22 protein-coding genes and 1 tRNA gene are annotated in these 24,615 nt (G+C 42.4%); 15 read left to right on the top strand and 8 right to left on the bottom strand.

The genetic code is table 11. The features are described 5' to 3' along the window. Positions 1–80 precede the first annotated feature (80 nt). A complete protein-coding gene (gene uvrA / locus J3P43_RS00895) occupies positions 81–2,924 on the top strand; it encodes an excinuclease ABC subunit UvrA (protein WP_255897980.1) in 2,844 nt (947 codons plus the stop codon). A gap of 25 nt (positions 2,925–2,949) precedes the next feature. Here the strand turns inward: uvrA and J3P43_RS00890 are convergent, their stop codons facing one another. The 3 genes from J3P43_RS00890 to J3P43_RS00880 form a co-directional block, all read right to left on the bottom strand. Next, positions 2,950–5,643 carry a CHAT domain-containing protein gene (locus J3P43_RS00890; RefSeq protein ID WP_255897969.1) on the bottom strand — a complete coding sequence of 898 codons (2,694 nt, stop codon included), beginning with the start codon at positions 5,641–5,643 and terminating at the stop codon, positions 2,950–2,952. Positions 5,644–5,646: 3 nt separating this feature from the next. Next, complete coding sequence (locus tag J3P43_RS00885; RefSeq protein ID WP_255897967.1) at positions 5,647–7,626, bottom strand: PKD domain-containing protein; 1,980 nt, start codon at positions 7,624–7,626, stop codon at positions 5,647–5,649. Positions 7,627–7,722: 96 nt separating this feature from the next. After that, a complete protein-coding gene (locus tag J3P43_RS00880) occupies positions 7,723–8,682 on the bottom strand; it encodes a hypothetical protein (RefSeq protein WP_255897965.1) in 960 nt (319 codons plus the stop codon). Positions 8,683–8,991: 309 nt separating this feature from the next. Here J3P43_RS00880 and J3P43_RS00875 point away from each other — a divergent pair, with 309 nt between their 5' ends. The 3 genes from J3P43_RS00875 to J3P43_RS00865 are packed head-to-tail and all read left to right on the top strand — an operon-like array spanning position 8,992 to position 11,799. After that, a complete protein-coding gene (locus tag J3P43_RS00875) occupies positions 8,992–9,546 on the top strand; it encodes an RNA polymerase sigma factor (protein WP_255897963.1) in 555 nt (184 codons plus the stop codon). A 5-nt stretch (positions 9,547–9,551) separates the two neighbouring features. Next, entirely contained in the window at positions 9,552–10,277 is a 726-nt protein-coding gene (locus J3P43_RS00870; RefSeq protein WP_255897961.1) for a YbbN family protein, read from the top strand. A 19-nt stretch (positions 10,278–10,296) separates the two neighbouring features. After that, positions 10,297–11,799, top strand: coding sequence for an NAD(P)H-hydrate dehydratase (locus J3P43_RS00865; RefSeq protein ID WP_255897960.1), 1,503 nt, complete (start codon positions 10,297–10,299; stop codon positions 11,797–11,799). On the opposite strand, the gene lipA is transcribed toward J3P43_RS00865, so the two are convergent. Next, positions 11,796–12,680: a lipoyl synthase gene (lipA, locus tag J3P43_RS00860; protein ID WP_255897958.1), complete on the bottom strand. Its 885-nt coding sequence runs from the start codon at positions 12,678–12,680 to the stop codon at positions 11,796–11,798. The genes J3P43_RS00865 and lipA overlap by 4 nt on opposite strands. Before the next feature lie 280 nt (positions 12,681–12,960). On the opposite strand from lipA, the gene J3P43_RS00855 reads away from it, so the two are divergent. Then, positions 12,961–13,365, top strand: a complete 405-nt coding sequence (locus J3P43_RS00855; protein ID WP_255897956.1) for an OsmC family protein — start codon at positions 12,961–12,963, stop codon at positions 13,363–13,365. A gap of 7 nt (positions 13,366–13,372) precedes the next feature. Here the strand turns inward: J3P43_RS00855 and ytxJ are convergent, their stop codons facing one another. From ytxJ to J3P43_RS00840, 3 genes are all read right to left on the bottom strand, one after another. Next, a complete protein-coding gene (gene ytxJ / locus J3P43_RS00850) occupies positions 13,373–13,711 on the bottom strand; it encodes a bacillithiol system redox-active protein YtxJ (protein ID WP_255897954.1) in 339 nt (112 codons plus the stop codon). A 264-nt stretch (positions 13,712–13,975) separates the two neighbouring features. Continuing rightward, positions 13,976–14,470 carry a 6,7-dimethyl-8-ribityllumazine synthase gene (ribH, locus tag J3P43_RS00845; protein ID WP_255897943.1) on the bottom strand — a complete coding sequence of 165 codons (495 nt, stop codon included), beginning with the start codon at positions 14,468–14,470 and terminating at the stop codon, positions 13,976–13,978. Between the two features lie 68 nt (positions 14,471–14,538). After that, positions 14,539–15,219, bottom strand: coding sequence for a tetratricopeptide repeat protein (locus J3P43_RS00840; protein WP_255897941.1), 681 nt, complete (start codon positions 15,217–15,219; stop codon positions 14,539–14,541). Between the two features lie 115 nt (positions 15,220–15,334). Between J3P43_RS00840 and recF the strand changes: the two genes are divergently transcribed. Further along, positions 15,335–16,435, top strand: coding sequence for a DNA replication/repair protein RecF (gene recF, locus J3P43_RS00835; protein ID WP_255897939.1), 1,101 nt, complete (start codon positions 15,335–15,337; stop codon positions 16,433–16,435). Next, entirely contained in the window at positions 16,435–16,725 is a 291-nt protein-coding gene (locus tag J3P43_RS00830; RefSeq protein WP_255897937.1) for a DciA family protein, read from the top strand. The genes recF and J3P43_RS00830 overlap by 1 nt, the downstream gene beginning before the upstream one ends. 187 nt (positions 16,726–16,912) lie before the next feature. Here J3P43_RS00830 and J3P43_RS00825 read toward each other — a convergent pair whose 3' ends face one another. Next, positions 16,913–17,332, bottom strand: coding sequence for a nucleoside-diphosphate kinase (locus tag J3P43_RS00825; protein WP_255897935.1), 420 nt, complete (start codon positions 17,330–17,332; stop codon positions 16,913–16,915). Positions 17,333–17,560: 228 nt separating this feature from the next. On the opposite strand from J3P43_RS00825, the gene J3P43_RS00820 reads away from it, so the two are divergent. The 8 genes from J3P43_RS00820 (at position 17,561) to J3P43_RS00785 (ending at position 24,598) form a co-directional block, all read left to right on the top strand. Further along, positions 17,561–18,571, top strand: a complete 1,011-nt coding sequence (locus J3P43_RS00820; protein WP_255897932.1) for a DHH family phosphoesterase — start codon at positions 17,561–17,563, stop codon at positions 18,569–18,571. A gap of 6 nt (positions 18,572–18,577) precedes the next feature. Further along, positions 18,578–19,537 (top strand): FKBP-type peptidyl-prolyl cis-trans isomerase, encoded by a 960-nt coding sequence (locus tag J3P43_RS00815; protein WP_255897924.1) that lies wholly within the window; start codon positions 18,578–18,580, stop codon positions 19,535–19,537. Between the two features lie 39 nt (positions 19,538–19,576). Next, on the top strand, positions 19,577–20,635 hold the full coding sequence (locus tag J3P43_RS00810; protein ID WP_255897922.1) for an FKBP-type peptidyl-prolyl cis-trans isomerase: 1,059 nt from the start codon (positions 19,577–19,579) through the stop codon (positions 20,633–20,635). A gap of 186 nt (positions 20,636–20,821) precedes the next feature. Beyond that, positions 20,822–22,729 (top strand): molecular chaperone DnaK, encoded by a 1,908-nt coding sequence (gene dnaK / locus J3P43_RS00805; RefSeq protein ID WP_255897920.1) that lies wholly within the window; start codon positions 20,822–20,824, stop codon positions 22,727–22,729. A 166-nt stretch (positions 22,730–22,895) separates the two neighbouring features. Next, complete coding sequence (locus J3P43_RS00800) at positions 22,896–23,495, top strand: DUF4136 domain-containing protein (protein ID WP_255897910.1); 600 nt, start codon at positions 22,896–22,898, stop codon at positions 23,493–23,495. Between the two features lie 110 nt (positions 23,496–23,605). After that, a complete protein-coding gene (locus J3P43_RS00795) occupies positions 23,606–24,118 on the top strand; it encodes a glutathione peroxidase (protein WP_255897908.1) in 513 nt (170 codons plus the stop codon). A gap of 153 nt (positions 24,119–24,271) precedes the next feature. Continuing rightward, positions 24,272–24,349, top strand: a tRNA-Val gene (locus J3P43_RS00790). A gap of 39 nt (positions 24,350–24,388) precedes the next feature. After that, the gene (locus J3P43_RS00785; protein WP_255897905.1) at positions 24,389–24,598 is read left to right on the top strand and encodes a GIY-YIG nuclease family protein; all 210 of its coding nucleotides are present in this window, start codon (positions 24,389–24,391) and stop codon (positions 24,596–24,598) included. The last annotated feature ends 17 nt before the right edge of the window (positions 24,599–24,615 follow it).

Here is a 24,615-nt window from a genome sequence, read left to right as displayed (position 1 = left end):
AATTCGGCCTTTTTTACTTTTAGGGGATACTCTTTACCAAACAATTTCTAATCTTTATCCATTAATACTCTTTATAATTTATGGATATAGCTACTCCAGACCTTGGCGAGCAAAGTGAAGTAGAAGTTTACGGGGCCAGGGTTCATAATCTCAAAAATATAGATGTTTCTTTTCCCAGGAATAAGCTGGTGGTCATCACCGGTTTAAGTGGAAGCGGCAAATCGTCTTTGGCTTTTGATACTATCTATGCCGAAGGTCAGCGCCGCTATATGGAGACTTTTAGTGCATACTCACGCCAGTTTTTAGGCGGTATGGAACGGCCCGACGTAGATAAGATTTCTGGGCTAAGTCCGGTTATTGCCATCGAACAAAAAACAACTTCTAAAAATCCTCGCTCCACCGTTGGTACTATTACAGAGATTTACGATTTCATGCGCTTACTTTTTGCGCGGATAGGAGAAGCGTATTCTTACGTAACCGGAGAAAAAATGGAGCGAATGTCTGAAGAGCAGATGTTCAAAAATGTTTTGGAGCGATTCGATGGCAAAGCGATAAACGTACTTGCGCCAGTGGTTAAAGGGCGGAAAGGGCATTACCGGGAGCTGTTTGAGCAAATAAGGAAGCAAGGGTTTTTGAAGGTCCGGGTGGACGGCGAAATAATGGACCTCGTTCCTAAAATGCAGGTAGATCGTTATAAGATTCACGATATAGAGATGGTTATTGATCGCCTGATCGTCAGCGAAAGCGATAAAAAGCGGCTTTATACCTCTATACAAACCGCATTAAAGACAGCCAAAGGCATTATCAAAATCTCCGACCAGGATAACCACGAGTTTTTTTTCAGTAAATACCTAATGGATCCGGTTTCGGGGATTTCCTATGATGAGCCGCAGCCCAATACTTTTTCCTTTAATTCTCCCTATGGTGCCTGTACTAAATGTAGCGGCCTGGGATATATTTTTGAAATTGATACGAACGCAATCATCCCCAATCCTAAACTAAGTATTGTTCAGGGCGGTCTGGCACCTTTGGGTGAATACCGCGAGACCTGGATGTTCCATATCCTGAAGGCGCTTTCTAAAAAATACAATTTTTCTTTGTCGACTCCAATCGAAAAGTTAGGGGAAGAAATTATCAATATTATTTTAAACGGAGCTGAAGAGATCATCACCGTTCCGGTGGAGTATAATAAATGGAACGTTCAGAACTATCAGATAACGTTTGACGGGATTATTAAAATGCTCGAGGAGCAAACCGAAAAACGTGGGGAAGAGGCGGCTGAAGATTTGGAGAACTATCGTGTTTTGCGCACTTGTCCCGAATGCTCCGGAGCGCGTTTGAAGAAAGAATCTCTTCATATTAAAGTAGATGAAAAAAATATTTTCGAGCTGGCAACTCTCGATATTTCCAATCTGGCGGTGTGGTTTGATGGTATAGAAGAGCGTTTAACCGAACGGCAGAATGTTATTGCCAAGGAAATACTAAAAGAAATTCGCTCACGCATCGGGTTTTTGATCGACGTGGGACTTACTTACCTTACACTTGACCGGACTGCAAAAACGCTTTCTGGCGGTGAAGCTCAACGGATCCGGCTGGCAACTCAAATTGGGTCTCAACTAGTTAATGTTCTTTATATTCTTGATGAGCCAAGTATTGGTCTTCATCAAAGAGACAACGCACGTTTAATTTCCGCATTGAAGAATCTTCGGGATATCGGAAATTCTGTACTGGTAGTAGAGCATGACAAGGATATGATCCTCGAAGCAGATTATGTAATCGATATGGGGCCGGCAGCGGGGGTACATGGCGGAGAAGTAGTGTCTGCAGGACATCCCAAAGATTTCACAAAAGGTAAAACTTTAACCAATGATTATATAAGCGGAGCCAGAGAGATTGCGGTACCTGCTAAGCGGCGCGAAGGAACTGGTAAGTCCTTAGTGTTAAAGAATGCTACCGGAAACAATCTTAAAAATGTCACTCTGGAAATTCCTCTGGGAAAATTTATCAGTGTTACCGGGGTATCCGGAAGCGGGAAATCAAGCTTAATCGCAGAGACCTTATATCCTATTTTAAATCACCACTTTTTCAGAGCTAAAAAGACACCACTTCCTTACAAGAAGATTGAGGGATTGGAACATATCGACAAAGTGATAGAGATAGATCAGACTCCGATCGGGAGAACTCCGCGTTCAAACCCGTCGACCTATACGGGGGTGTTTTCTGATATCAGGAACCTCTTTGTCGGCTTGCCCGAAGCGAGAATAAGAGGATATAAGCCAGGCCGTTTTTCTTTTAACGTAAAAGGAGGGAGATGTGAAACCTGTCAGGGTGCGGGAATGAAGGTGATTGAAATGAATTTCCTTCCGGATGTGCAGGTGCCATGTGAAGAATGCCAGGGGAAACGCTATAATCGAGAGACTTTGGAAGTACGATATCGCGGAAAATCGATCAGCGATGTACTGGATATGAGTATTGAAGATGCCGTGGCATTTTTTGAACCTATTCCATCTATTTATCGCAAGATCAAAACCTTGTTCGATGTCGGTCTTGGTTATATCAAACTCGGTCAGTCATCCACCACTTTGTCGGGAGGAGAGGCGCAGCGTGTAAAACTTGCTACAGAGCTTTCGAAAAAAGACACTGGAAAAACCTTTTATATTCTGGATGAACCAACTACGGGGCTGCATTTCGAGGATATCAATGTCTTGCTTGGAGTGCTGAATCGTCTGGTTGATCATGGCAATACGGTTTTGGTTATTGAACATAATCTGGATGTAGTAAAAGTTTCAGACTGGGTGATCGATCTGGGGCCGGAAGGTGGTTCGGGTGGTGGCCAGATATTGTTTGCCGGAACGCCGGATGATCTGACCAAAGTGAAAAACAGCCATACCGGTAAGTTTTTAAAAGTGGAGATGGGAAGATAAGGTTGAGAAACTCGACGCTTCACATTCATTCTTTTGAGGATCTGCTCTTTCGCCGCATCAAAAATCCGGCGAAAATTGCTAGTGTGAAGAGTGATAGTGTCCAATATGTCCAGCTGTAGCTTGCAGCAGGTTTCAGATTAATCGTCTGGGGTTTACCGATATAAATCAAACTGCTCCAATAATAGGGGAGAAGTAAGGCATGATTGCTGTGCTGTTGGGAGATCCAATCAAGCTTTGCCTGATGCAGTGCTGTTGAGGCGTCGTTCCCTTTCTGGAGTTTACTATAAAAGCTCGTTATTAACTGTGCTGAGGATGCATCGTTGATATTCCATAAACCCGCAACCACACCTGCAGTCCCTGCGGCTGTAAAACCTCTTGATAAGCTAAGTATGCCCTCGCCTGTAGCCATGGCTCCGTCTGCGGTACCGCAAGCACTCAATACTACCAGTCCGGGGACCTTTGTTTGTGCCGATAATTCAAACAGGAAGAATTTTCCATCGGATAATTGCAATACTGGTTCCTTCTCTTTGCCGAACAGATAAGAATGTGTACTGAGGTGCAAAGATGATGAAGTGCTAAGCGCTTGGCTGAAGTTCTTTACGGTAGCTTCCTTATCTATAAATTGAGATCCTTGAATAAGGTGCTCAAGGTTTCTGGCTTCTTCCTCAACCGCAGGGATTGGCGGACCTCCCTCTGCCTTCGAGATAAAAAAGCCACTGAATGTTGGGTTTGACGATTTTTGGGAAGATGCTGATAGCCATGTTTGGAGTGAATAAGCATAACCAATCGGATGCTTTTTGAGCAAGAAAGGCCATTTTGAAATGTTAGGCGAGTACCTGCCAGGGGTAATTAATGATTCAAAGGGCAGGTAACCAAGAATATCATCAGCGATGATCAATATCTTTTTTTGTTTTATACCGCGTAAGCCAGGTAGCAACAACTGTTTATATATCACCTGTGATTCCGAATAAAATTTTTCGGGATGATTCGTCATTGCCGCTGCTCCCCGCCTGAAATACCTTTCCACGTAATCGGAGATCATCCGGTTTAACCGTGGTGCATTTGCAATTTTAATGATAGTATCAATGCGTCCTGTGGATGCTGTGACAAGATATACGTTCTCCGTTCCCCAAAAGAAATTTAATACTCTGGTTCCCAGTGGGATCTCGTTTATAACTTTCTCAAATGAAGACTCGGCCTTATCCATCGATTTATTCCATGAGGGATATTTTTTTCTAATCTCCTTTTCAAGCAATGACAGCTTGTGTTGTACCTCTTCTTTGTTATGTGAAATGGAGGGTTTTTTATTCAATAAATACTCTTTTTCGTAATAAGCAATCGCGCGTTTTAGTGCTGAATGTTGCTTTAATAAGGGATTGTTTGTATTGGAAAGTAGTTGTCTGTTTCGCTCAATATGTTCTGATAGCGTTCTGGATTTAGTTTGTTCCGTCAGACGTAAAATAAGTGCCGAATATTTTTCTTGCCCGGTTTTCTGCCAAAGAGCAAAGGCGGTGTTTATTGCTTTTTCTGCTAACCTTTTAGATTGTTTCTGATAATATAGCCTGTCTGCCACATCAGAGAATTCAACACGTGCTTTACTGCCAGCTTTTAAGGCAAGCAAAAAGTTAGACAGTGCCGGCTCATTTTTGTTCAGCTCTAACAAGGCATTCGCTCTACCCTCCAATGCATCATAGAGGCGGTTCTCGCCATATAAGCTATTCTCAGCGGGCAAACTTTCGATGGCGGAACTTCTGAACTCTGGCAGAAGCGTTTGCAGGGCCCGATTGTATGCGACCAAAGCAGCAGCCGGTTGTTCAATCTTAATTAAGATGTTCCCGGTTTGGACAAGCAGGTTAGCTTTTTCTCGCCGTCGCCCACCCCTGAACTTCTCCTCAATTAATTGTAATCCTTGTTGGTAGTATTTCCTGGATTTGGCGAAACTGCCTCTTTGTTGTTCGATATTTCCCGCTAAAGTATAGGCGCTTAGCAGCCAATAAGCTGTATACGAGTCCTGTTTATCCCGCGACAAAATGTCTAGTGCTTCTGTAATGCTTGCGGAGGATTTTTCCATCTCTCCCAATTCAAACTGCACGTCGGCAAGAGTGCTGTTTAACAGGCCCTTTAGAGGACTGTTTTTGGTTAAATAGCTAAACCCCTTAAGGCACATATCAGCAGCTTGTTTTAGGTCGCCCATTGATTTATAAGAGATTGCCAGGTTGTTATAAACAGAGGCTACAGACAGACTATCCCGATTTCTCCGGGCAATCTCGAGGCTCTTCTTTTGAATGAAAATAGCGTTGGTATAATCTCCTAAGCGGGTATAATTATTGCCGAGTGGTTTTAGAACATACTCTACCACGTCTAAGTCCAGGGGCCTTTTTTGATAGAAGGCATGGGCTCTTTCATATTCTTCGATGGATTGCAGAACGTTGCCCGTATAGAGTTGATAATAGCCCTGATTAATCAGAAGATTGAGCGAGGCTTCGAGTTCGTGATTGGTTTTGGGTTTTCTCCAGGTTTCACCGGCTGTCGCCATTAAAAAAGGCAGACGCTCTTCGGGCTTTTCAGCGCTGTACGCAATGCGCTGGTAAATCCATTCGCTTAACTTATCCTGCTTTTTCAGGTTCTCCAGAGTAGAATCCAGTTCCTGGCGTGAGTGGGTCTGGGCATATGCCATTTGAAAAATTGCCAGAAAAATAAACAGGCATATCGCTCGCATTTGCTAAAATTTCCACGTAAGATAAGTTGAAATCCGTCTGTCGCTAATGTTTAACGAATGAAGGTAACGTAGTCCGAGCGCTGGCCCGACGCGTACTCTGCCAATTTGTACATCGGCAAAAAGTGTTGTTGTCCAGTGGTCTATTCCTTTTAAGTCTTCCTTTACTGTAGCGGTGAAAACCGTATTTTCGAGTCTGCCCTGGGCTCCCTGCGTTTGCGCATAGGTGTTTTGTGTTCTCTCTCCGGATGTTTTAAAGTTTAGCGATACAAGTGCTCCTGCGCCAAAGCCGACAAATGAGTTTAAGTTATAGCGTAGTTGAGCCGGCACTACATCCACAGAAACCATTTTAGTTTTTTGGAAGCGCTCACGATAATTAATTTTATATCCTATGCGATTGATGACAGTGTCTCCGACGCCCTCCTGTCGTCCCAGGAATGTTTCAGCCTCGTTATAACTGCTTGCATAAATTTCCCATTGCAGATATTTACGATGAGGTGCAAAAGGTGCAATACTCAGCCCCAGGCTAAAGTTTTTATTCCCAAGATTAATAGCCTGAGTTTTATTCAACTGTGAGCCATATACAGCTATCAGCGACGGCGAAAGTCCTGGTTTAAACCTGCCCACGGATCGATTAGTATAGATGGGTTCATTTTTATCAAACACAATAGCTGCCTGGCTATCAAACGGTACTTTCCTGGGCTTCTTTTTAAACTTTACGGAATATTCAATGTGCCCCATGGTTGAATCGACATCCGATACACCTTTCTGCTTAACACCTGGCAGATAAATGTTTTTGAATACAAATACCACGCTGTCTTTTAATATTACTGTATCCAGGCAGCTTTGGTTCGTATATGCAGAATCGCAGGGGATGCAATTAGGTTGGGAGCCGGTTATTTTTAAGGAAGACAGATCAAGTATGCCGGCAGTACGTACTCCAATGGCAACCTTTTTTGCAGGTCCTTCCCCTGTATTTTGAAAGCGAACCTTGTAAGCGAGTTCGCGGTTTTTTCCGGTGAAGCGATAATTCATCCGGCGGTTTTTCAGCATCATTTTGTTTGGATCATGAGAGGCTACAATTTGCAATTGCAAGTCTGTAAGTTCATGTTCAACTAAGGGGTCGTCGGGAATAAAGACAGCCGAAATGGTTACTACAGCATTGGTGTCCTGCAGCATTTCTGGTGTTGTATTTAATGAAAGAAACATAAAACGTTCTTCCCCTTTCTTCAAATTCTGAAATTTCCAGACTTCTGCATTCCTGAATAGGTCCGCTTTTTCTTTTAGCAATTGAGAGTCTTCCGCAGGTCTTAAGATCGTCACATTCGCGGGCCCGCCTTTTTGTTTCCAATCTTCCTCTATCACCTTTGTTAATGGCGTATAAGCAAGAAGGGTTTTTAACTCTGTCTTTTCCTCATTATAGTACTTACGGGTATCGTTTAAAACGAAGTTGTTTTGCTTAAACTGTTTCTCATTGTACAAAATAGCTATCCTGCCACTTAGATTCTCAATATTCCATTCCGGTTTATTTCTATAGGCAACAATCAGAACCATTTCTTCGGCCGGCTTGGGCATTCTGTTGGTTTTAAGTGCGATACTCCCGCCAGATTTAAAGCTATTATAGGCATATTGAATTGGCGGTGCTTTCGGTGCTTTTATTTTTTTGGGTTTAGTTGGAGGTGGTTTTCCATCGTCGTAATTATTAGTAGCATAGACTCTTACATCATAAGTCCCGGTATCACGGTAATGGTGAAGCGGATCTTTCTCAAAGCTGAAATGCCCATCTCCAAACTCCCAAAAGTAAGTGTAGAAGGGCGTGGGAGCTCCTGAAATTTGCCTTAAATCTCTTAGTTTGCTATTGAATCGCACTTTGCTGCTATCGATACTCACCGCAATTTCAGCAGGAATGGTGTCAGCCGGCAATACCTGCGACTTTGCTTCACACGCAATTAGAATAAAAATCAAAGTAGCCAGGTGTCTCATCATCTGTTTAGCTGAATAAATATAGAGATTATTAACGCAAATAACACCGGTGCAGAGAAGCACCGGTGTTGGGGGGCTAACGTGTTCAATAAAGTAGATTTAGAAGTTATCAAGGTTATTGATTTCCGTTTGAACGTTCGCTTCAGTGGTTTCCACCAAAACCAGGCTCTCGTTTTGGTTAGCAGTAATGGTGATATCTTTTTTAGCAAAGTAGTACTTCCCGTCTTTGATTGAGAAAGCAATCAAACGGCCTTCTTCACCCACCGGCATTACATTATCATAACTTTTAACCTTGCTGGTGCCGTCGGGAGTATATAATTGAGCGGCAACATTACTTCCTTTGGCGCAAAAGAAAACGAAGGTTTCTCCGGAAAATCCACGGAAAGTGGCAAAGGTGCCGGGATTATTAGGGATTTCTACACTCATAGTAGTTTTGGGATTAGAATAGCTCCAGAACACGTCACAGTTAATCCATCCAAGCATTCCAAAATCAAAAGCAAATTCTCCCTGGGTTGATTGAACTTCACGTTGTCCGGCTCCGTTAGCGGGTTTGGGTGCCTGCCATGCCATTTGCTGTTGGTCATTCTGAACGCCCTCCCATAGCTGAGTCACGCCTTCCCGTTCTGCGGGTATTCTTACCTTAACAGGAATGGCAAGGTTTTTATCAACACTTTCGCCATTTGCTTTTACATCGATAAAAATGAATCCATCCGAAACGAGGGGAGCACCAGAGATGTGATTGGTGTTTGTGCCCCCTAGAATCACAGCGCTTCTTTTGAGCATTTCATAAGCAACCACTGTTACTTCGCCGGTCACGGGAAGTCCGTTTTTAGTTAATGAGCCAACAGGGAATGTGATTTTGGTTCCACCTTTTAAAGTAATGGTTTGCGGAGCGGTTGAAATTGTCATAGATACGGTTTGTTTCTGCGGACCGAGCTTTTCTGCGAATTCTTTGGCATTTTTTGCTTTGCTGACAACAATATTTTTGTCTTTCTTACATGCAGTAAAGACTAATGCAACTGTTAAAATAAGGGCTGGTATTAAATTGATCTTTTTCATGTTTTTAATTTTTGTTGTTTTTGCTTACTCTCTGGCTTTTCAGCTTCCGCCGTTAATGGTTAGTTGATAATTAAGATCTGGATGATAAGGCTGAGTGCTAAGAGCAGGGCCAGGTTTACCAGACATTTTGTTATTAGTTGTTCGTGTGATCGTATTTTCATATTTCTGCTTACTCTGTTCCGGCTTTTCAGCATCCGCCGTTTTGGTTGATTTGTAACTATATCAGCCGGATCAGAAATTTGTTACCCCCCTTTGGAGAAAATAAATTTTACCGCAGGCGAAAAGCACTTAACTTAGAATCTCGGAATCTTGAAAAAACTGCACGAAGACCACAGATACATTGAGGCATTGCTTCAAAACGACCAGAAAGTTGTGCAGGAGATCTATGCGAAATTTGCAGGGAAGATCAAACGACATATTTTGAGCAATAGCGGTTCCGAAAACGATGCCGCGGATATCATGCAAGAGGCATTAATCGATATCTACCAGCAGGCAAAGCATAAGGGGTTTCAATTAAGCTGCCCTTTTGAGCCTTTTCTTTTATTGGTTTGTAAACGGAAATGGCTTAACGAGTTAAAGAAAAAATCAGTTTTACAGGTAACAAATATCGACGACACTTTATTAACTGTAGGAGAGGATGTTTTTGCTGAAGCAGAACTGCTTGAAAAGCAGGCTGAGGAAGCGAAACATTTTGCCTTAATGTTTGAAAAGCTGGGTGAGCGCTGTAAGGAAATTATTCAAGAAAGCTTGAATACGGACTCACAGGAAAAAGTTGCTGAAAAGCTTGGAGTAACCTATGGGTATCTCAGGAAAAAAAAATCTGAATGCATGGCCGCTCTCATCAAACTAATTAACAAGAGTTAAAAGCTATGAGTATGTATAGTATGGAAGATGTAGCCCGTTTTGCAGAGGGTGATATGGAAGTCGGGGAGCGCCTTAAATTTGAGGAGGCACTTCGGGGGGATGAAGGACTGCGTTCTGCTCTTTCCAGGTATTATGATATCCATAGCTCCCTAAAAATGCAGTTGACAGAAGATGAGGATGATCGTAAATTAAGACAAACATTGAGCAATGCCGGGAACGTACATTTTAAGAAAGAAGCAAAGCTGATTCAAATGCAGCGTTATTTAACCTGGATTTCGGCTGTAGCAGCTGTTTTTTTAGTACTTTTAATTTGGGCACCGTGGCGTAATAATTTGTACGAAGAATATGCAGAGACTGAGATGATTGCAATGGTAGAGCGGAGCGGGGGTGACGATGATCAAATGGCCAAAGCTGTAAAGGCATTTAATAAAGAGGACTTTTCTGAAGCGCGAGCTGCCCTGGAGCCAATTTATAAGAAAGATCCCGCTAATGCGATGGTTCAATATTACTATGCGATCACTCTGGTTGAAACCGATGACGCCGAGACCGCTCGGGGAGTTTTAGAAGAATTGTATGCGGGTACTTCGGTTTACAAATACGATGCGGCTTTTTATATCGCGCTAAGCTTTTTAAAGGAAGAAAATAAAGAGCGTGCCCGGTATTGGTTGCAAAAAATTCCTGAAGATGCGGTTAATTACGCAAAATCCCGGGAGCTATTAAACAAGCTTTAATCATTTACGTTTAGAACGCATGCTCAATCTTTTAACGTCAGATCAAAGCCGTCAAGCGGATAAATACACTATCCAGCACCTGTCGATGCAATCTATTGATTTGATGGAGCGCGCCGCTCTCGCGTTTTCTGAGGCATTTATCAAAAATTATCCGGATAAAATGCGTTCGATTGCGGTGTACTGTGGAACAGGAAATAATGGTGGTGATGGTTTGGCGATAGCCCGGTTACTATACCGTGCGGGTTACAGAGTAGACGTGAAGATTGCTCGCTTTTCTGGCAAATCATCCAGTGACTTTGACGGAAATCTTGCAAGGTTGATGTCGCAGGGAATAATATTCGATGAGTTCAGAAAAATAGCTGATTTGCGGGAAGAGCAGGCGTCAATCATAATCGATGCACTTTTAGGTACCGGGCTTAATAAACCGCTTGATGGGGAGTGGCTTACTCTGGTAGAATGGTTAAATAGCCTGGGAAGAACCGTTGTTTCTGTGGATATTCCTACAGGCTTCAAAGCCGAAGGGCCGATTTCAAAGCATGATGTAACGGTCAAGTCTGAGTTGACCATAAGCTTTCAGCGCCCCAAAATCAACTTCCTTCTTCCCGATTCTGCCCTTTGCATAAAAAGATTCGAAGTTGTTGATATTGGCCTTGATGAGGGGTTTATTCAGGCTCTTTCAACCCCTTATGCTATACTTACAGACAGCAGTATCACACGCCGCTTGAAAAAGCGCAAGCCTTTTAGCCATAAAGGAACTTTCGGCCACGCCTTAATTGTGGCAGGCGGCATACAAACAATGGGAGCAGCTTTACTTTGTGCCGAAGCTTGTTTAAACACGGGGACTGGCCTTACAACAGCATCTATACCTTCCGAAGGGCTTACAGCATTAAATATCAGGATACCCGAGGCTATGGCATCTTTGCGCTATAAAAATGTAATTCCGGCTGATCTGGCCTGGGAAAAATACAATGCCATTGCAATTGGTCCGGGACTTGGTGTTTCGGACGAAAGTAAACTGGTCTTGAAACAGACATTAAATAGCTTCAGGAAGCCGATAGTTTTTGATGCTGACGCCATAAACCTTCTTGCGTCTAATCCGGATTTGGTGAATTTAGTACCCAAACTATCGGTGTTAACTCCGCATGTCAAAGAGTTCGACCGGCTTTTTGGTGAACATTCCAATTGGTGGGAGAGACTCGAAACAGGAATGAATAAGGCGAAAGAGCTTGATTGCATTATCATATTGAAGAACCGATATAGCATATTATTTACTCCAGAAGGTAAGTGTGTATTTAATCCTACCGGTACGCCGGCAATGTCGAGCGGAGGAATGGGAGATGTACTAACAGGAATGATTACTTCTTTTTTGGCGCAGGGCTATAAACCGGAAGATGCTGCATATCTGGCGGTGTTTATTCATGGGAAAGCCGGGCAGGAACTGTCGTCGCAAAACAGGGCATATGTCGTGACGGCAGGTTCGCTCCTGAAGGACATTCCGCAGGCAATAGGCAAAATGATTTAGACAACCTGGTCGAACAGATGCTTTTCGGCATGATATGAAGAGCGCACCAACGGACCGCTTTCTACGTATTTGAATCCCATCTTCTGACCAATTTCCTTGTATCTGGCAAACTGATCCGGGTGGATCCAATCGATTACCGGGTGATGATTTTTAGTGGGTTGTAGATATTGACCTAACGTTAAGATATGAACGCCGGTATCCGCCAAATCCTGCATGGTTTCGATAACATCTTCTTCAGTTTCGCCTAAGCCGAGCATAATGCCTGATTTGGTTCTCAGCCCAAACTCAGATATTCTTTTCAATGCCTCCATACTGCGATCGTATTTGGCCTGAATGCGAACCTCCTTGGTCAAACGTTTAACAGTTTCGATGTTATGTGAAACTACCTCGGGGCGTTCTTCACAAACCCGGTATAAATTATCCCAAATTCCTCTGAAGTCAGGGATTAATGTTTCCATAGTGGTTTCAGGGCTTTCTCTTCTTACTGCTTTGATGGTTTCTGCCCAGATGATGGAACCACCATCTTTTAAATCATCACGATCTACAGATGTGATAACCGCATGTTTTACGTTCATTAATTTGATTGAATTAGCCACCCGGTTGGGCTCGTCCATGTCGACAGCCAGGGGTCTCCCGGTAGCTACGGCGCAGAAAGAGCATGAACGCGTACAAATATTGCCCAGTATCATAAATGTGGCTGTGCCGGCGCCCCAGCACTCGCCCATATTCGGGCAATTGCCGCTTTCGCAAATAGTATGAAGCTTATGAGTATCAACAAGGCTGCGTACATGCGCATATTCTTTTCCCACAGGTAGTTTCACCCTTAACCAGTTCGGTCTGCGTGCAGTCTGGTTTGCAGGAATAACCGGCAATTCAATCATAGTACAAAGGTAACGGATAGATATGAGATGTTAGTTCAAAAGTCAAAATTCAAAAGGGAAAATTCAAAATATGGCAATGGTATTAAATTCTGTCGATTCATGTTGCTAATCGCCTGCACTTTTTTACTTTTGAATTTTCACTTTACCTTGTCCTATGGGTGCCTCAACACAAATTCGAAAGGGAATTTTAGAAGATTGGTAATGGTATTAAATTCCGTTCGTTCATGTTGCTTATCGCCCGCGCTTTTTTACTTTTGAATTTTCACTTTTAACTTATACTATGGCTACCTCAACAATAACATATTTAGGAGATTTACGTACAGAAGCAACCCATCTTCAATCAGGAGAAAAAATCATCACAGATCCTCCAGTTGATAATAAAGGAAAAGGAGAAGCTTTTTCTCCTACAGATTTGCTTGCAACATCGCTCGGCAATTGTATGCTTACCATCATGGGTATCGCCGCCCGCGAAAGAGATTGGAATATTGAAGGAACAACTTGTACAATAACCAAAATCATGGCCGCCGAGCCCCGAAGAGTTAGCGAAATTCATGCAGAAGTTAGCTTCCCTTATTCGTTTTCAGATAAGGAAAAGGCTGTTCTCGAGCATGCCGCTAAAACCTGTCCGGTGTTTTACAGCCTGCATCCCGATATCAGGAAGATAATAACGTTTAAATATCAGTAAGATTTGCTTAAGAATTCACCGCCATTTGCTCGGCAGTCTCCTCGGCTGAGATGTCGCTGTGTGAACTTTCATAAATACATTCGCCATCCCTTATCAGCAACAGTTGGGGCGATTCATGATGCACTTTGAACATATCCGCGATGGCGTCAGAAATATTGCGGTTTTTGAGAAGATCTAAAAAATAAAGCGAAGTTTCTGGCGGAAGTGCATCCCACTCGAATTCAAACTTTCTTTTAGCCATAAGGCTGATGGAACAGCGTGTGCTATGTTTAAATAAAATGCTGTGGCCCGGAGCTTGCTTTATTACTTCCAGTTGATCGATGCTTTCTAATGGTATCCAATTCATATAAAACAGAAACTCAAAAATAGGCAGGTATTGTATATTCTCCTAAGGCATGAAGATATTTTGAGAATGAGATTACAAACGGCTATTAATTAGCGCCCCTTCTCGCTTTTGGGTATGAGTTGTATGCAGGGCAAATTTTACTTGAACAAGATTCAAGTGTTGCAGCTGCGGTAAATAAAAATAATAATGCAAGGGCTAGTCTCTTCATAATGAGCGTAAAATTATCAAAATTCTCCTACAATACGAAAGTTAGACTAATAAGTTTCAATCGTTTAAATTCTTTTGCAGATCGGCCATTAGCAAGGCAGTAGCGGCCGCTTCTTCACCTTTGTTGCCATGTTTTCCGCCAGCCCGTGCCTGCGCTTGCTCAAGGGTGTTTGTGGTAAGCACGCCAAACACTACTGGCTTGTTGTATTTTATGGAGACCTGGCTTATTCCGTTCGCCACAGCATTGCAGATAAAGTCGAAATGCGGAGTTTCGCCTTTAATCACACAGCCAAGACAAATAACCGCATCCAGATCTTTTTTACTTAGCAGGATATCAGCGCCGGAAGTTAATTCAAAACTCCCCGGTACGGTAATTTCTATAATATTTTCTGGTAGCACTCCCTGTTTTTCCAATAACAGAACTGCACCATTGTAAAGAGCGCCGGTAATTTCAGCATTCCACTGGGCTGTTACTATCCCGAATCTGTATTTTCGCCCATCGGGGATGGTAGTGTGGCTAAAATCTGATAAGCTTTTAAGTTGAGTTGCCATGAGTTTAAAATATAAAATGGCTATCCTCAAGCAGGATAACCATTTTTTATGCGTGGGAAATTACTTTTCTATTGCTGCTGGCGTGCTTCCGCACGGGCGATATAGGCATCAATTAAAGATGCTTCATAGCTCTCAGGATAATCCTGTTTTATTTCTTTATAAGCATCTACAGCAGCATCATAGTCTTTTTGCTCTTCGTAAACTAGTCCAAGTTTTTTAAGGAATAACGGTGTGGTGAAAGAGTTCGAGCCTTTATCTGAAGCCTTTTTGTAATAAGTTTCAGCTTTGCTATAATCTTTGAGTTCAGTGTATGCATCTCCCAGCATTCCAAAAACAAGCGGATCGATTACCGGGCTTCCTGTGGTGCTGTAGTTACCCAAAACCTCTGCTGCCTTTTTAAATTCGCCTTTTTTAAGATACAAGCCTCCCAGATACGCGTTAGCAAGATTAGCCGACTTTGTATTTGAATACTCTTCAGCAATCTGTTCAAAACCCGGGAAAGATCCATGGCCTTTAATAGCCCGGTCAGCCAGTGAATCTGTACCAACAAACTCTTCAGCTTTGTACATCTGATTCGCCGCTTTATCTGCTCTTGGAGCGAGGTAGAGTTTTTGATAGCCAACATACAGCAGTACCAGGGCTACGATAGCGCCACCAATCACTGCTAAGCTCTTTTTGTTCTCCTGCACAAAGCTTCCGGTGCCAGTTTTAGCGGGCTGGGTAATAGTATCTTTTTGATTAGTCGCCATTTGCGTTTTTAAAAATTGAAGTTTGCAAAAATACAGTTTTAGCCTTTACAATCAAGCCCTTTTAAATTTAAAAAACAGAATGCCATCTAAACTGTAACTTTGTGTCTCTTGCGCTATGTGGCTTCAAAAAATTTCTCTTTTAAACTTTAAAAATTACGAAGAAGCAGAATTGAATTTTTCTGCCTCGGTAAATGCCTTTGCGGGAAATAATGGTGCGGGTAAAACCAATCTTTTAGATGCCATCCATTATTTGTCGTTATGCAAAAGCTACTTTAATCCTATTGATTCACAGCAAATAAAGCAAGGCGTTGAGTTTTTTATGATTCAGGGCACATTCGACAGACAGGGTGGAGAAGATGTTATCGCCTGTTCACTCAAGAGAAATCAAAAAAAGCAGTTTAAGCGAAATAAGAAGGAGTATCAGCGGCTGGCCGATCATATAGGATTGTTCCCACTGGTAATGATCTCACCTTACGATATAAGTATAATTATTGAAGGCAGCGAAGAGCGTCGCCGCTTTATAGATAATGTGATCTCACAAACAGATAACCGTTACCTTGATGAGCTGATTATCTACAATAAAAATCTGACCAACCGCAATGCGTTGCTTCGTTCCATTGCTCAGACTGGCCGATACGATGCCCAGCTGTTAGAGATCTACGATGAGCAGTTAGTAGCCTCGGGCAATATTATTTATGAAAAGCGAAGGGTTTTTATGGATAGCTTTCTACCTGTTTTCGCATCCCATTATAAGTATCTTACCGACGATGCCGAGCAGGTGGAACTGGTTTATGATTCGCAGTTGGCGAGAGAAGATTTTTCGGCTCTCCTAAAAAAGGCTGTTGAGCGCGACCGGGTTCTGGAACGAACCACAACCGGAATCCATAAAGACGATTTGCTATGCTCTGTTCATGGTATGCCTTTAAAAAAGTTTGGTTCGCAGGGGCAGCAAAAGTCGTTTTTAATTGCCCTGAAACTTGCGCAGTATTCTTATTTGAACGAGAAAAAAGGGTTTAAACCCTTATTGTTATTGGATGATATTTTTGACAAGTTGGACGAAATGCGCATCACCAAATTAATGCAAATGGTATCGCACGAAGATTTCGGACAGATTTTTATTACCGATACCAGCTCTGAGCGAGTAGAGAGAATTTTCAGTGGAATTGGCGTGGGCTTAAGTATTTTTGAAATAGAAAACGGCACAGTTAAAAAATAATGGGCAGAAATAACGATAAGCCATTAAAAGAGGCAATTGAGCAACTGCTTAATGTCTACAAACTTAAACGGAAGTTTGACGAAACATCGTTAATTGCTGCGTGGCCCGAGTTAATGGGCAAGGCGGTGGCCAATCGCACCAGTCAGCTCTATATCCGCGAGCGTAAATTATTTATCAGGGTAGAATCGTCGGTCTTAAAAAATGAACTGGTGATGATCCGGTCAGAAATTATAAAACGGATGAATGAGCGGGCAGGCTCGAAGGTGTTGGATGAGATTATCTTTGTTTAAGAGGCCGCGTTAAGGATTGAAGCGAAAAGCCCGCATCCCGATCTTTTATCGGGAGAGGACTTGTAGCGGAAAGCCTGGCCAGCAGTTGTGGACAAGAGCGGAGGACAGCTGGCAACGCCCAAGTTTTTTATATAAAAAAGGCAGAATAATTCTCTTATTCTGCCTTTCTCAATTTCTGATTGTAATCCTAGAATCTTTCTAAAGCAGAAAAATAAAAGTTTCCTTCAATTTCCGCGTTCTCGTCAGAATCTGAACCGTGTACCGCGTTTGCCTCAATTGACTCGGCATATTTGTTGCGGATAGTTCCAACTTCGGCTTTCTTAGGATCGGTAGCCCCGATAAGCTTGCGAAAATCTTCCACAGCGTTGTCCTTCTCAAGGATGGCAGCAACGATAGGTCCGGAAGACATGAAGTCTACCAGTTCTCCGTAAAAGCCACGTTCTTTGTGCACCGCATAGAAAGCACCAGCAGTCTCTTTAGTTAAGCTGGTGTATTTCATAGCCACAATTTTGAAGCCCCCTTTAATAATATCGTTTAAAATAGCTCCGGTATGTCCGTTTTTCACGGCATCGGGCTTAATCATTGTAAATGTTCTGTTAGTTGCCATTTTGGTTTTAGTGTTTCGAAAAATCGCCGCAAACTTAGATAAATTTTATTTAGATGCCCTTGAAGAAAAGCTTTTTAATTGAAATTTGATGTGGAATGCCAGCATAAAAATATCTATGAGATGATTAATTTTTCGTTTATTAGTGGATTAGCATCAGTAAATTCTTATTGTATAAAGCATTTTGTATCGCGAAGGTTTTTGATAGCTTTGCGTTTCTTTTTTTAAAAGATGTTGGAACTAACCTCGCTTAAGGATTTATTGGCTTACCCGCAGCACATTGTGATTACAACACATCACAAACCTGATGGCGATGCAATGGGCTCATCCCTGGGTCTTTATAACTATTTGATCCAGAAGGGGCACCACGTCTACGTTATTGCACCCACCGATTATCCATTTTTCCTGCATTGGCTTCCTAATAATCCAGAAGTATTGATCTATACTGAAAAGGAGCAGGAGGCAAATAAAATTATAGATGAAGCAGATTTAATCTTCTGCCTTGACTTCAATACACTTTCGCGGATCAATGAGATGGGCGAGGTGGTTCGCAATGCAAAAGGGAAAAAGATAATGATCGACCACCATCTGGAACCGGAAGACTTCGATGATTACCGGCATTGGTCTATCAACGCATGTGCAACTGCACAGCTGGTTTACGACTTTATCGTAACGATAATGAAGGAACCGAATTTGATCAATAAAGATGTAGCTACCTGTTTGTATACCGGAATTATGACCGATTCGGGTTCGTTTCGTTTTCCAACCACGACGCCTGCTGTTCACCATATTGTTGCAGATCTGATTGCACGAGGAGCCGAGAACTCAAAGATTCATCAGTTGGTATACGATAACTTCGCCGAAAGTCGTTTACGTTTTCTTGGATATTGCCTCTTGAACAAACTGGAGGTTTTCGAAGAGTACAATACTGCTCTGATTAGTGTGGCGCAAGATGAGCTTGATAGATTTGGGATAGAAACCGGTGATACCGAGGGATTGGTGAATTATGCACTAACTATAAATGGAATTAAATTAGCAGCTTTGATAATCGAACGGCCCGATAAGGTAAAACTTTCGCTTCGGTCGACAGGCGATTTTCCTGCTAATGAGATTTGTAAAAAATATTTTAATGGTGGAGGACACCGGAACGCTGCAGGAGGTGCTTCGGACAAGCCTTTACAAGAGGTAATTTCAGAATTTAAAGGTATTTTGCCTGATTATAAAAGTCTATTAATATTATAAATAAAAATGAAGAAAAATTTAGTTGTTTTAGGATTTGCTGTTCTGACATTAGCAGGATGTAAGCAATTTAAAAAGGGCCCCGGTGACCTTCAATACATTATTCACGAGGATAAAGAGGGCGCTACCGTGAAAGAAGGTGACTTCCTTGCCATCCACTTTATTCAGAAAACTGAAGAAGACTCTATATTAACCAGCACCTACGATACTGAACGCGTTGCCCTTATTCCACAACAAAAAGCAGCTTTCAAAGGTGATATTTACGATGGACTTGCTATGTTGAGCGAAGGTGATAGTGCTACTTTCAAAATCAGCATCGATTCTATGGTTGCTAAAGGAATGCCTAAGCCAACCAATACTAAAGGCAAACACATGTTGTTTACCATCAAGCTTGAGAAAGTAATTCCTAAAGGAAAATTGACAGATCCTGAGTTTCAGGCTAAAGTAGAGCAGTTTTACAAAGCTGAAATTGAAAAAGCCAAGAACAAAGAAGCAGGAAATATCAGCGGTTATATCTCTTCGCACGATTTGAAGCCGACTGTAACTGCATCTGGCTTACAGTATGTGATCAAAAAGCAAGGCACAGGTCCGAAGGCGGCTGTAGGTGATACTGTAAAGCTTGACTATACCGGAATGTTCCTGAGTGGAAAAGCATTTGATTCAAGTATCAAAGCAATAGCGCAGAAAGCTAATATTTACAACGCTCAACGTCCTTACGAGCCAATGAAAGTTGCTGCTGGTTTAAACGGAACTATTCCGGGATTTGATGAAGCACTGTTATTGTTTCCAAAGGGAACAAAAGCTACTATCATTATTCCTTCAAAGCTTGCCTACGGTGAGCAGGGAAACCAGGGAATTCCGCCATATATGCCTATCGTTTTTGATATCGAGGTAGTTGACATTATTAAAGCAAAGCCAGGATCGGCGCCGGCACAGCCGATGCAGATTCCGGGAATGCCTCAACAATAAGAAAATATAAGCCCTTTAACGAGGGCTTTTTTTACACACATGAAAATAAAAAACATAATAGCTGTATTGCTGCTGGTAGTATCGGTACAGGCGCTTGGACAAGGAAATGCGGGGATGCAGCGCTTACCCAACGGGCTTCAGTATAAAATCTATACTGCCAATCCAGGGCCCAAAATTAAATTGAATGACATTATAACGTTCAATTTTCTTCAGAAAACGGATAAGGATTCGATACTGGTAAATTCTTTTGAAGTAAACCGGCCGGCAATGCTGCAGGTAACACCAACAAAGAACATCGCAGATTTAATGGACTTCTTTCCATTGCTTGCTTTGAACGATAGCGCTTTGGTAATTATACCAACCGACTCTATTTTCAATGGTCCGCAGATGGAGGGCCAACGGCCGCCTTTTTTACCAAAAGGAAGCTCGCTGCATTACGTAATCAAGATTGCCAAAATCCAGTCTATGGAAGAGGCAATGGCAGAGCAGCAAAAGGTGATGGACGGCCTGAAAAGCAAGGAAGCAGAAGGCTTGGCAAAATACATTGCTGACAACAAGATCAACGCGATAAAAACTGCGTCCGATTTGCGATATATCATTACCAAACCGTCTGCTAAAGCAAAGCCTGTAAAAGGCGATACTGTACTGGTGAATTATGTTGGCAAAACCTTGCAGGGAAAAGTCTTTGATTCAAGTATTGAGGCAGAAGCAAAAAAGGCAGGACTGGAACAGCCCGGCCGTACATACGAACCCATTAGTGTAGTTCTTGGGCAAGGAAGCGTAATTCCGGGCTGGGAAGAAGGCTTGCTTTTGCTTAATGAAGGATCGAAGGCCACTTTTATCATCCCTTCGCAACTGGCTTACGGTCCGCAGGCAATGAGTGAAGATATTCAGGCTTTTTCTACGTTGGTATTCGATCTGGAAGTGGTAAAAGTGAAGCGGGCGAAGAAGCTTACAGTTCCAGCTGCAAAAAAGCCAGCCTCAAAACCGGTTGCTAAGAAACCGGCTTCCCCGGCTAAGCCGGTTGCCAAAAAGCCAGCTGCGAAAGCTCCTGCGAAGGCTGCCCCGGCTAAGACCACTACTACAAAAAAGAATTAGAAAAACTGCATCAGTGAGAAGCCTCCTTTCAAAAAGGGGGCTTTTTTTTTGGTCATTTTGTCACTATGTCATTATATCTGCAGAGAAAGTTGACATAAGACTGTCAAACTGTTTGCATATAACTCTTGGCATAAGGCTTGATAATCATTGATGATTATTTATTGAAAACAAAAAAACTTATATATCATGTCAAAAATTATTGGTATCGACTTAGGAACAACTAACTCCTGTGTAGCAGTAATGGAAGGTAATGAGCCGGTTGTTATCGCGAACAGCGAAGGCAAGCGCACCACTCCCTCCATTGTAGCTTTTGTAGAGAATGGTGAGCGGAAGGTTGGTGATCCAGCAAAACGTCAGGCTATCACTAATCCTAAAAAGACTATTTATTCTATCAAACGCTTCATGGGTAACAGCCATAATGAAGTAGCAAAAGAAATTAGTCGTGTGCCTTACACTGTTGTAAAAGGCGATAACAATACTCCCCGTGTTGAAATAGACGACCGTAAATACACTCCACAGGAAATTTCTGCAATGATTTTGCAGAAAATGAAAAAAACAGCCGAAGACTTTTTAGGTCATGAGGTTACTGGCGCAGTAATTACTGTTCCGGCTTATTTTAACGATGCTCAGCGTCAGGCTACGAAAGAGGCCGGTGAAATAGCTGGTTTAGACGTAAAACGTATTATCAACGAGCCTACTGCTGCGGCTTTAGCTTACGGCTTGGATAAAGCTCACAGGGATATGAAAATTGTTGTGTTCGACTGCGGTGGCGGTACACATGACGTTTCTGTTCTGGAACTGGGTGACGGCGTTTTTGAAGTTAAATCAACTGATGGTGATACCCACCTTGGTGGTGACGACTTCGATCAGGTAATTATCGATTGGTTGACGGATGAGTTTAAATCTGAAAACGGTATGGACCTTGCAAAAGATGCAATGGCTCTGCAGCGTTTAAAAGAAGCGGCTGAGAAAGCTAAAATTGAGCTTTCGAGTTCTAATCAAACAGAAATAAACCTTCCTTATATCACTGCCGACCAAAGCGGACCTAAGCACCTTGTTCGTACTTTGAGCAAAGCGAAATTCGAGCAATTGGCTGATAGCTTGATCAAACGTACCATTGAGCCCTGTCGTTCTGCTTTGAAAAATGCTGGTCTTTCAACTTCAGATATTGATGAGATCATTTTAGTAGGTGGTTCAACCCGTATTCCTGCAATTCAGGAAGCGGTTAAATCATTCTTTGGTAAAGAGCCATCAAAAGGAGTTAACCCCGATGAGGTTGTAGCAATCGGCGCTGCCATCCAGGGCGGTGTATTAACCGGTGAGGTTAAAGATGTATTGCTTCTTGATGTTACACCACTTTCTTTAGGTATTGAAACTATGGGCGGTGTGATGACTAAATTAATTGAAGCCAACACGACTATCCCATCTAAAAAATCTGAGACCTTCTCAACCGCTTCTGATAATCAGCCTTCTGTAGAGATTCACATTTTACAAGGTGAGCGCCCTATGGCAAATCAGAACCGTACGATTGGCCGTTTCCACTTAGACGGAATTCCACCAGCGCCTCGCGGAGTGCCTCAAATTGAAGTAACTTTTGATATTGATGCAAACGGTATTCTGCATGTAGGAGCTAAAGATAAAGCTACTGGCAAAGAGCAAAAGATCCGTATCGAAGCATCTTCTGGCTTGTCTGATGAAGAAATCCAAAAGATGAAAGCTGAAGCTGAAGCAAATGCCGAAGCGGATAAAAAAGCAAGGGAAGAAGTAGACACTTTAAACGCAGCTGATGCCCTGATATTCTCGACTGAGAAACAGTTGAAAGAATATGGCGACAAGATCTCTGCAGACAAAAAAGGACCTATCGAAGATTCTTTGGCTAAATTGAAAACAGCGCATGCTGCCAGAAATCTCGCAGATATAGAAAGTGCTCAAACAGAACTAAATGCCGCCTGGGCTGCTGCGTCTGAAGAAATGTACAAAGCAACTGGTGGTGCGGATGGACAGGCTGAAAACCCTGGAGCCGGCGCTAATGGTCAATCGGCTAACAATGCAGGAGACACGGTTACTGACGTAGATTTCGAAGAAGTAAAATAAATAAATTAAATATTTCAGATTGAAGCCGTTCCAATAACTTGGAGCGGCTTCTTTTGTTATAACGAATGGCACCTAACCTTTCTGAATAAATTGTAACAAACGCATAACAGTATGCTTTGAGTGCAGCTTTTGGCGTTTAGAGGGTATACAAACAATTTCAGAAAGGATGGATAAAGTGAGGAAGCTAATGTTTTCAATGATGCTCGCTACGCTGATCTTGTCCGCATGCTCTTCTTATAATTTCTACACAGTTAGTAACGATAAGGTTGATATCAGCAAATATCAAACCTATGCCTGGGTGCCGGGCAGCGAATCGAAAGCGAGTAAATATTATGAGAATGACATTGCCGAAGACAAAATGATTGTTGCGGTTAACCGGGAGCTGAATAACCGGGGATTTAAAGTCAATAGCCGCAAGCCCGATTTATTGATCAGGTATACAGCGGTGGTAGATAATAAAAGCAGGGTGGTGAACGATCCGGTGTATTATCAGCCTGCGGCACGGTATGTTCCGAGATTGGGTTACTACCAGGGCCGGCGGTTTTATTATTATCAGTATTATCGCCCTTTTCCTGTCTATGCCGGAACCGAGACCCGTAAAGTGCAATTTGAGGAAGGTAACATTGTAATCGACCTAATTGATCGGAATTCGTCAAAGGTAATATGGAGAGGAGTTGCCAAAGGAGCGGTCAATAACCCAGAGAAGGCGGTTAATGATATTCCAAAGGTTGTTGGAAAGATCTTTAACAGGTTATCTGCTAATTAAACGCGCATTTAAATGATGTGAGGTTGGAACCGCCATAGTAAAATTACATGGCGGTTTCTTTTTTTGACGATGTGAATGGTATTTTTGTTCTTATACCAACAAATCCGGATATGAAAACCTTGCTAGTTGTTTTGTTTACGTTCTTTGCCGTGGCACCTAAATCGGTACACGATTTTAAAGTTAAAACGATTGATGGAAAGACCTTTAATCTGAATAAGTACAAAGGTAAAATGCTTTTGATCGTTAATACTGCCTCAAAATGCGGATATACTAAGCAGTATGCGGATCTGCAAAAGTTGTCAGAACAGTATAAAGGCAAACTGGTTGTAATAGGTTTTCCGGCCAATAACTTTAAAGGCCAGGAGCCCGGCTCAAATCTCGCCATAAAGGAGTTTTGCACGAAGGAATTTGGTGTTACTTTTCCGATGATGGAGAAAGTGAGTGTGAAGGGTGAGGATATGAACGCCTTGTTTAAGTATTTAACCTCGGCAGAAAACCCCGACTTTACCGGCGATATTGCCTGGAATTTTGAGAAGTTTTTGATTGACGAGAACGGAAAATTAGTGCATCGCTTCCGTTCAAGGGTTAGCCCCTTGTCGCCAGAGCTTACTAAGTATCTGTAAAAAAGGCCATTAAAATTATTATAAAATTTATTTTGAATAATAGGCGTATGCGTCTATATTTGCAGTCCCAAAAGGGAGATTAGCTCAGCTGGTTCAGAGCATCCCGACTTTGAGTCGGGGGGGTCACTGGAAAGCAGAGATAAAATAAAAAACGGGAGATTAGCTCAGCTGGTTCAGAGCATCTGCCTTACAAGCAGAGGGTCACTGGTTCGAACCCAGTATCTCCCACCAAGCCTCAGAGAGATCTGGGGCTTTTGTATTATAAACCTAATGTTTGCCGTCTATATTCTGTATTCCCAATCATTGGACAAATATTATGTTGGTTGTACCTCAGATGTGAGCGAGCGATTAAAGAAACATAATACCAATCATTCTGGCTTTACAGGAAAACTTCTGGATTGGGAGGTTCGGGAGGGTCACTGGTTCGAACCCAGTATCTCCCACCAAGCCTCAGAGAGATCTGGGGCTTTTGTATTATAAACCTAATGTTTGCCGTC

The sequence above is a fragment of the Paradesertivirga mongoliensis genome (assembly GCF_024436395.1).
Classification (GTDB): domain Bacteria; phylum Bacteroidota; class Bacteroidia; order Sphingobacteriales; family Sphingobacteriaceae; genus Paradesertivirga; species Paradesertivirga mongoliensis.
This window is presented reverse-complemented; position numbering and strand designations above follow the sequence as displayed.

Bases quoted from the DNA above. Each gene is read 5' to 3' on its own strand.
- lipA (WP_255897958.1), bottom strand. From the start codon at position 12,680: ATGATTGAATTGCCGGTTATTCCTGCAAACCAGACTGCACGCAGACCG.
- J3P43_RS00810 (WP_255897922.1), top strand. From the start codon at position 19,577: ATGAAAATAAAAAACATAATAGCTGTATTGCTGCTGGTAGTATCGGTA.
- J3P43_RS00815 (WP_255897924.1), top strand. From the start codon at position 18,578: ATGAAGAAAAATTTAGTTGTTTTAGGATTTGCTGTTCTGACATTAGCA.
- J3P43_RS00830 (WP_255897937.1), top strand. From the start codon at position 16,435: ATGGGCAGAAATAACGATAAGCCATTAAAAGAGGCAATTGAGCAACTG.
- J3P43_RS00785 (WP_255897905.1), top strand. From the start codon at position 24,389: ATGTTTGCCGTCTATATTCTGTATTCCCAATCATTGGACAAATATTAT.
- J3P43_RS00825 (WP_255897935.1), bottom strand. From the start codon at position 17,332: ATGGCAACTAACAGAACATTTACAATGATTAAGCCCGATGCCGTGAAA.
- J3P43_RS00880 (WP_255897965.1), bottom strand. From the start codon at position 8,682: ATGAAAAAGATCAATTTAATACCAGCCCTTATTTTAACAGTTGCATTA.
- J3P43_RS00800 (WP_255897910.1), top strand. From the start codon at position 22,896: ATGGATAAAGTGAGGAAGCTAATGTTTTCAATGATGCTCGCTACGCTG.
- J3P43_RS00840 (WP_255897941.1), bottom strand. From the start codon at position 15,219: ATGGCGACTAATCAAAAAGATACTATTACCCAGCCCGCTAAAACTGGC.
- ytxJ (WP_255897954.1), bottom strand. From the start codon at position 13,711: ATGAATTGGATACCATTAGAAAGCATCGATCAACTGGAAGTAATAAAG.
- recF (WP_255897939.1), top strand. From the start codon at position 15,335: ATGTGGCTTCAAAAAATTTCTCTTTTAAACTTTAAAAATTACGAAGAA.
- J3P43_RS00885 (WP_255897967.1), bottom strand. From the start codon at position 7,626: ATGATGAGACACCTGGCTACTTTGATTTTTATTCTAATTGCGTGTGAA.
- J3P43_RS00865 (WP_255897960.1), top strand. From the start codon at position 10,297: ATGCTCAATCTTTTAACGTCAGATCAAAGCCGTCAAGCGGATAAATAC.
- J3P43_RS00890 (WP_255897969.1), bottom strand. From the start codon at position 5,643: ATGCGAGCGATATGCCTGTTTATTTTTCTGGCAATTTTTCAAATGGCA.
- J3P43_RS00795 (WP_255897908.1), top strand. From the start codon at position 23,606: ATGAAAACCTTGCTAGTTGTTTTGTTTACGTTCTTTGCCGTGGCACCT.
- uvrA (WP_255897980.1), top strand. From the start codon at position 81: ATGGATATAGCTACTCCAGACCTTGGCGAGCAAAGTGAAGTAGAAGTT.
- J3P43_RS00855 (WP_255897956.1), top strand. From the start codon at position 12,961: ATGGCTACCTCAACAATAACATATTTAGGAGATTTACGTACAGAAGCA.
- J3P43_RS00820 (WP_255897932.1), top strand. From the start codon at position 17,561: ATGTTGGAACTAACCTCGCTTAAGGATTTATTGGCTTACCCGCAGCAC.
- J3P43_RS00870 (WP_255897961.1), top strand. From the start codon at position 9,552: ATGAGTATGTATAGTATGGAAGATGTAGCCCGTTTTGCAGAGGGTGAT.
- ribH (WP_255897943.1), bottom strand. From the start codon at position 14,470: ATGGCAACTCAACTTAAAAGCTTATCAGATTTTAGCCACACTACCATC.
- dnaK (WP_255897920.1), top strand. From the start codon at position 20,822: ATGTCAAAAATTATTGGTATCGACTTAGGAACAACTAACTCCTGTGTA.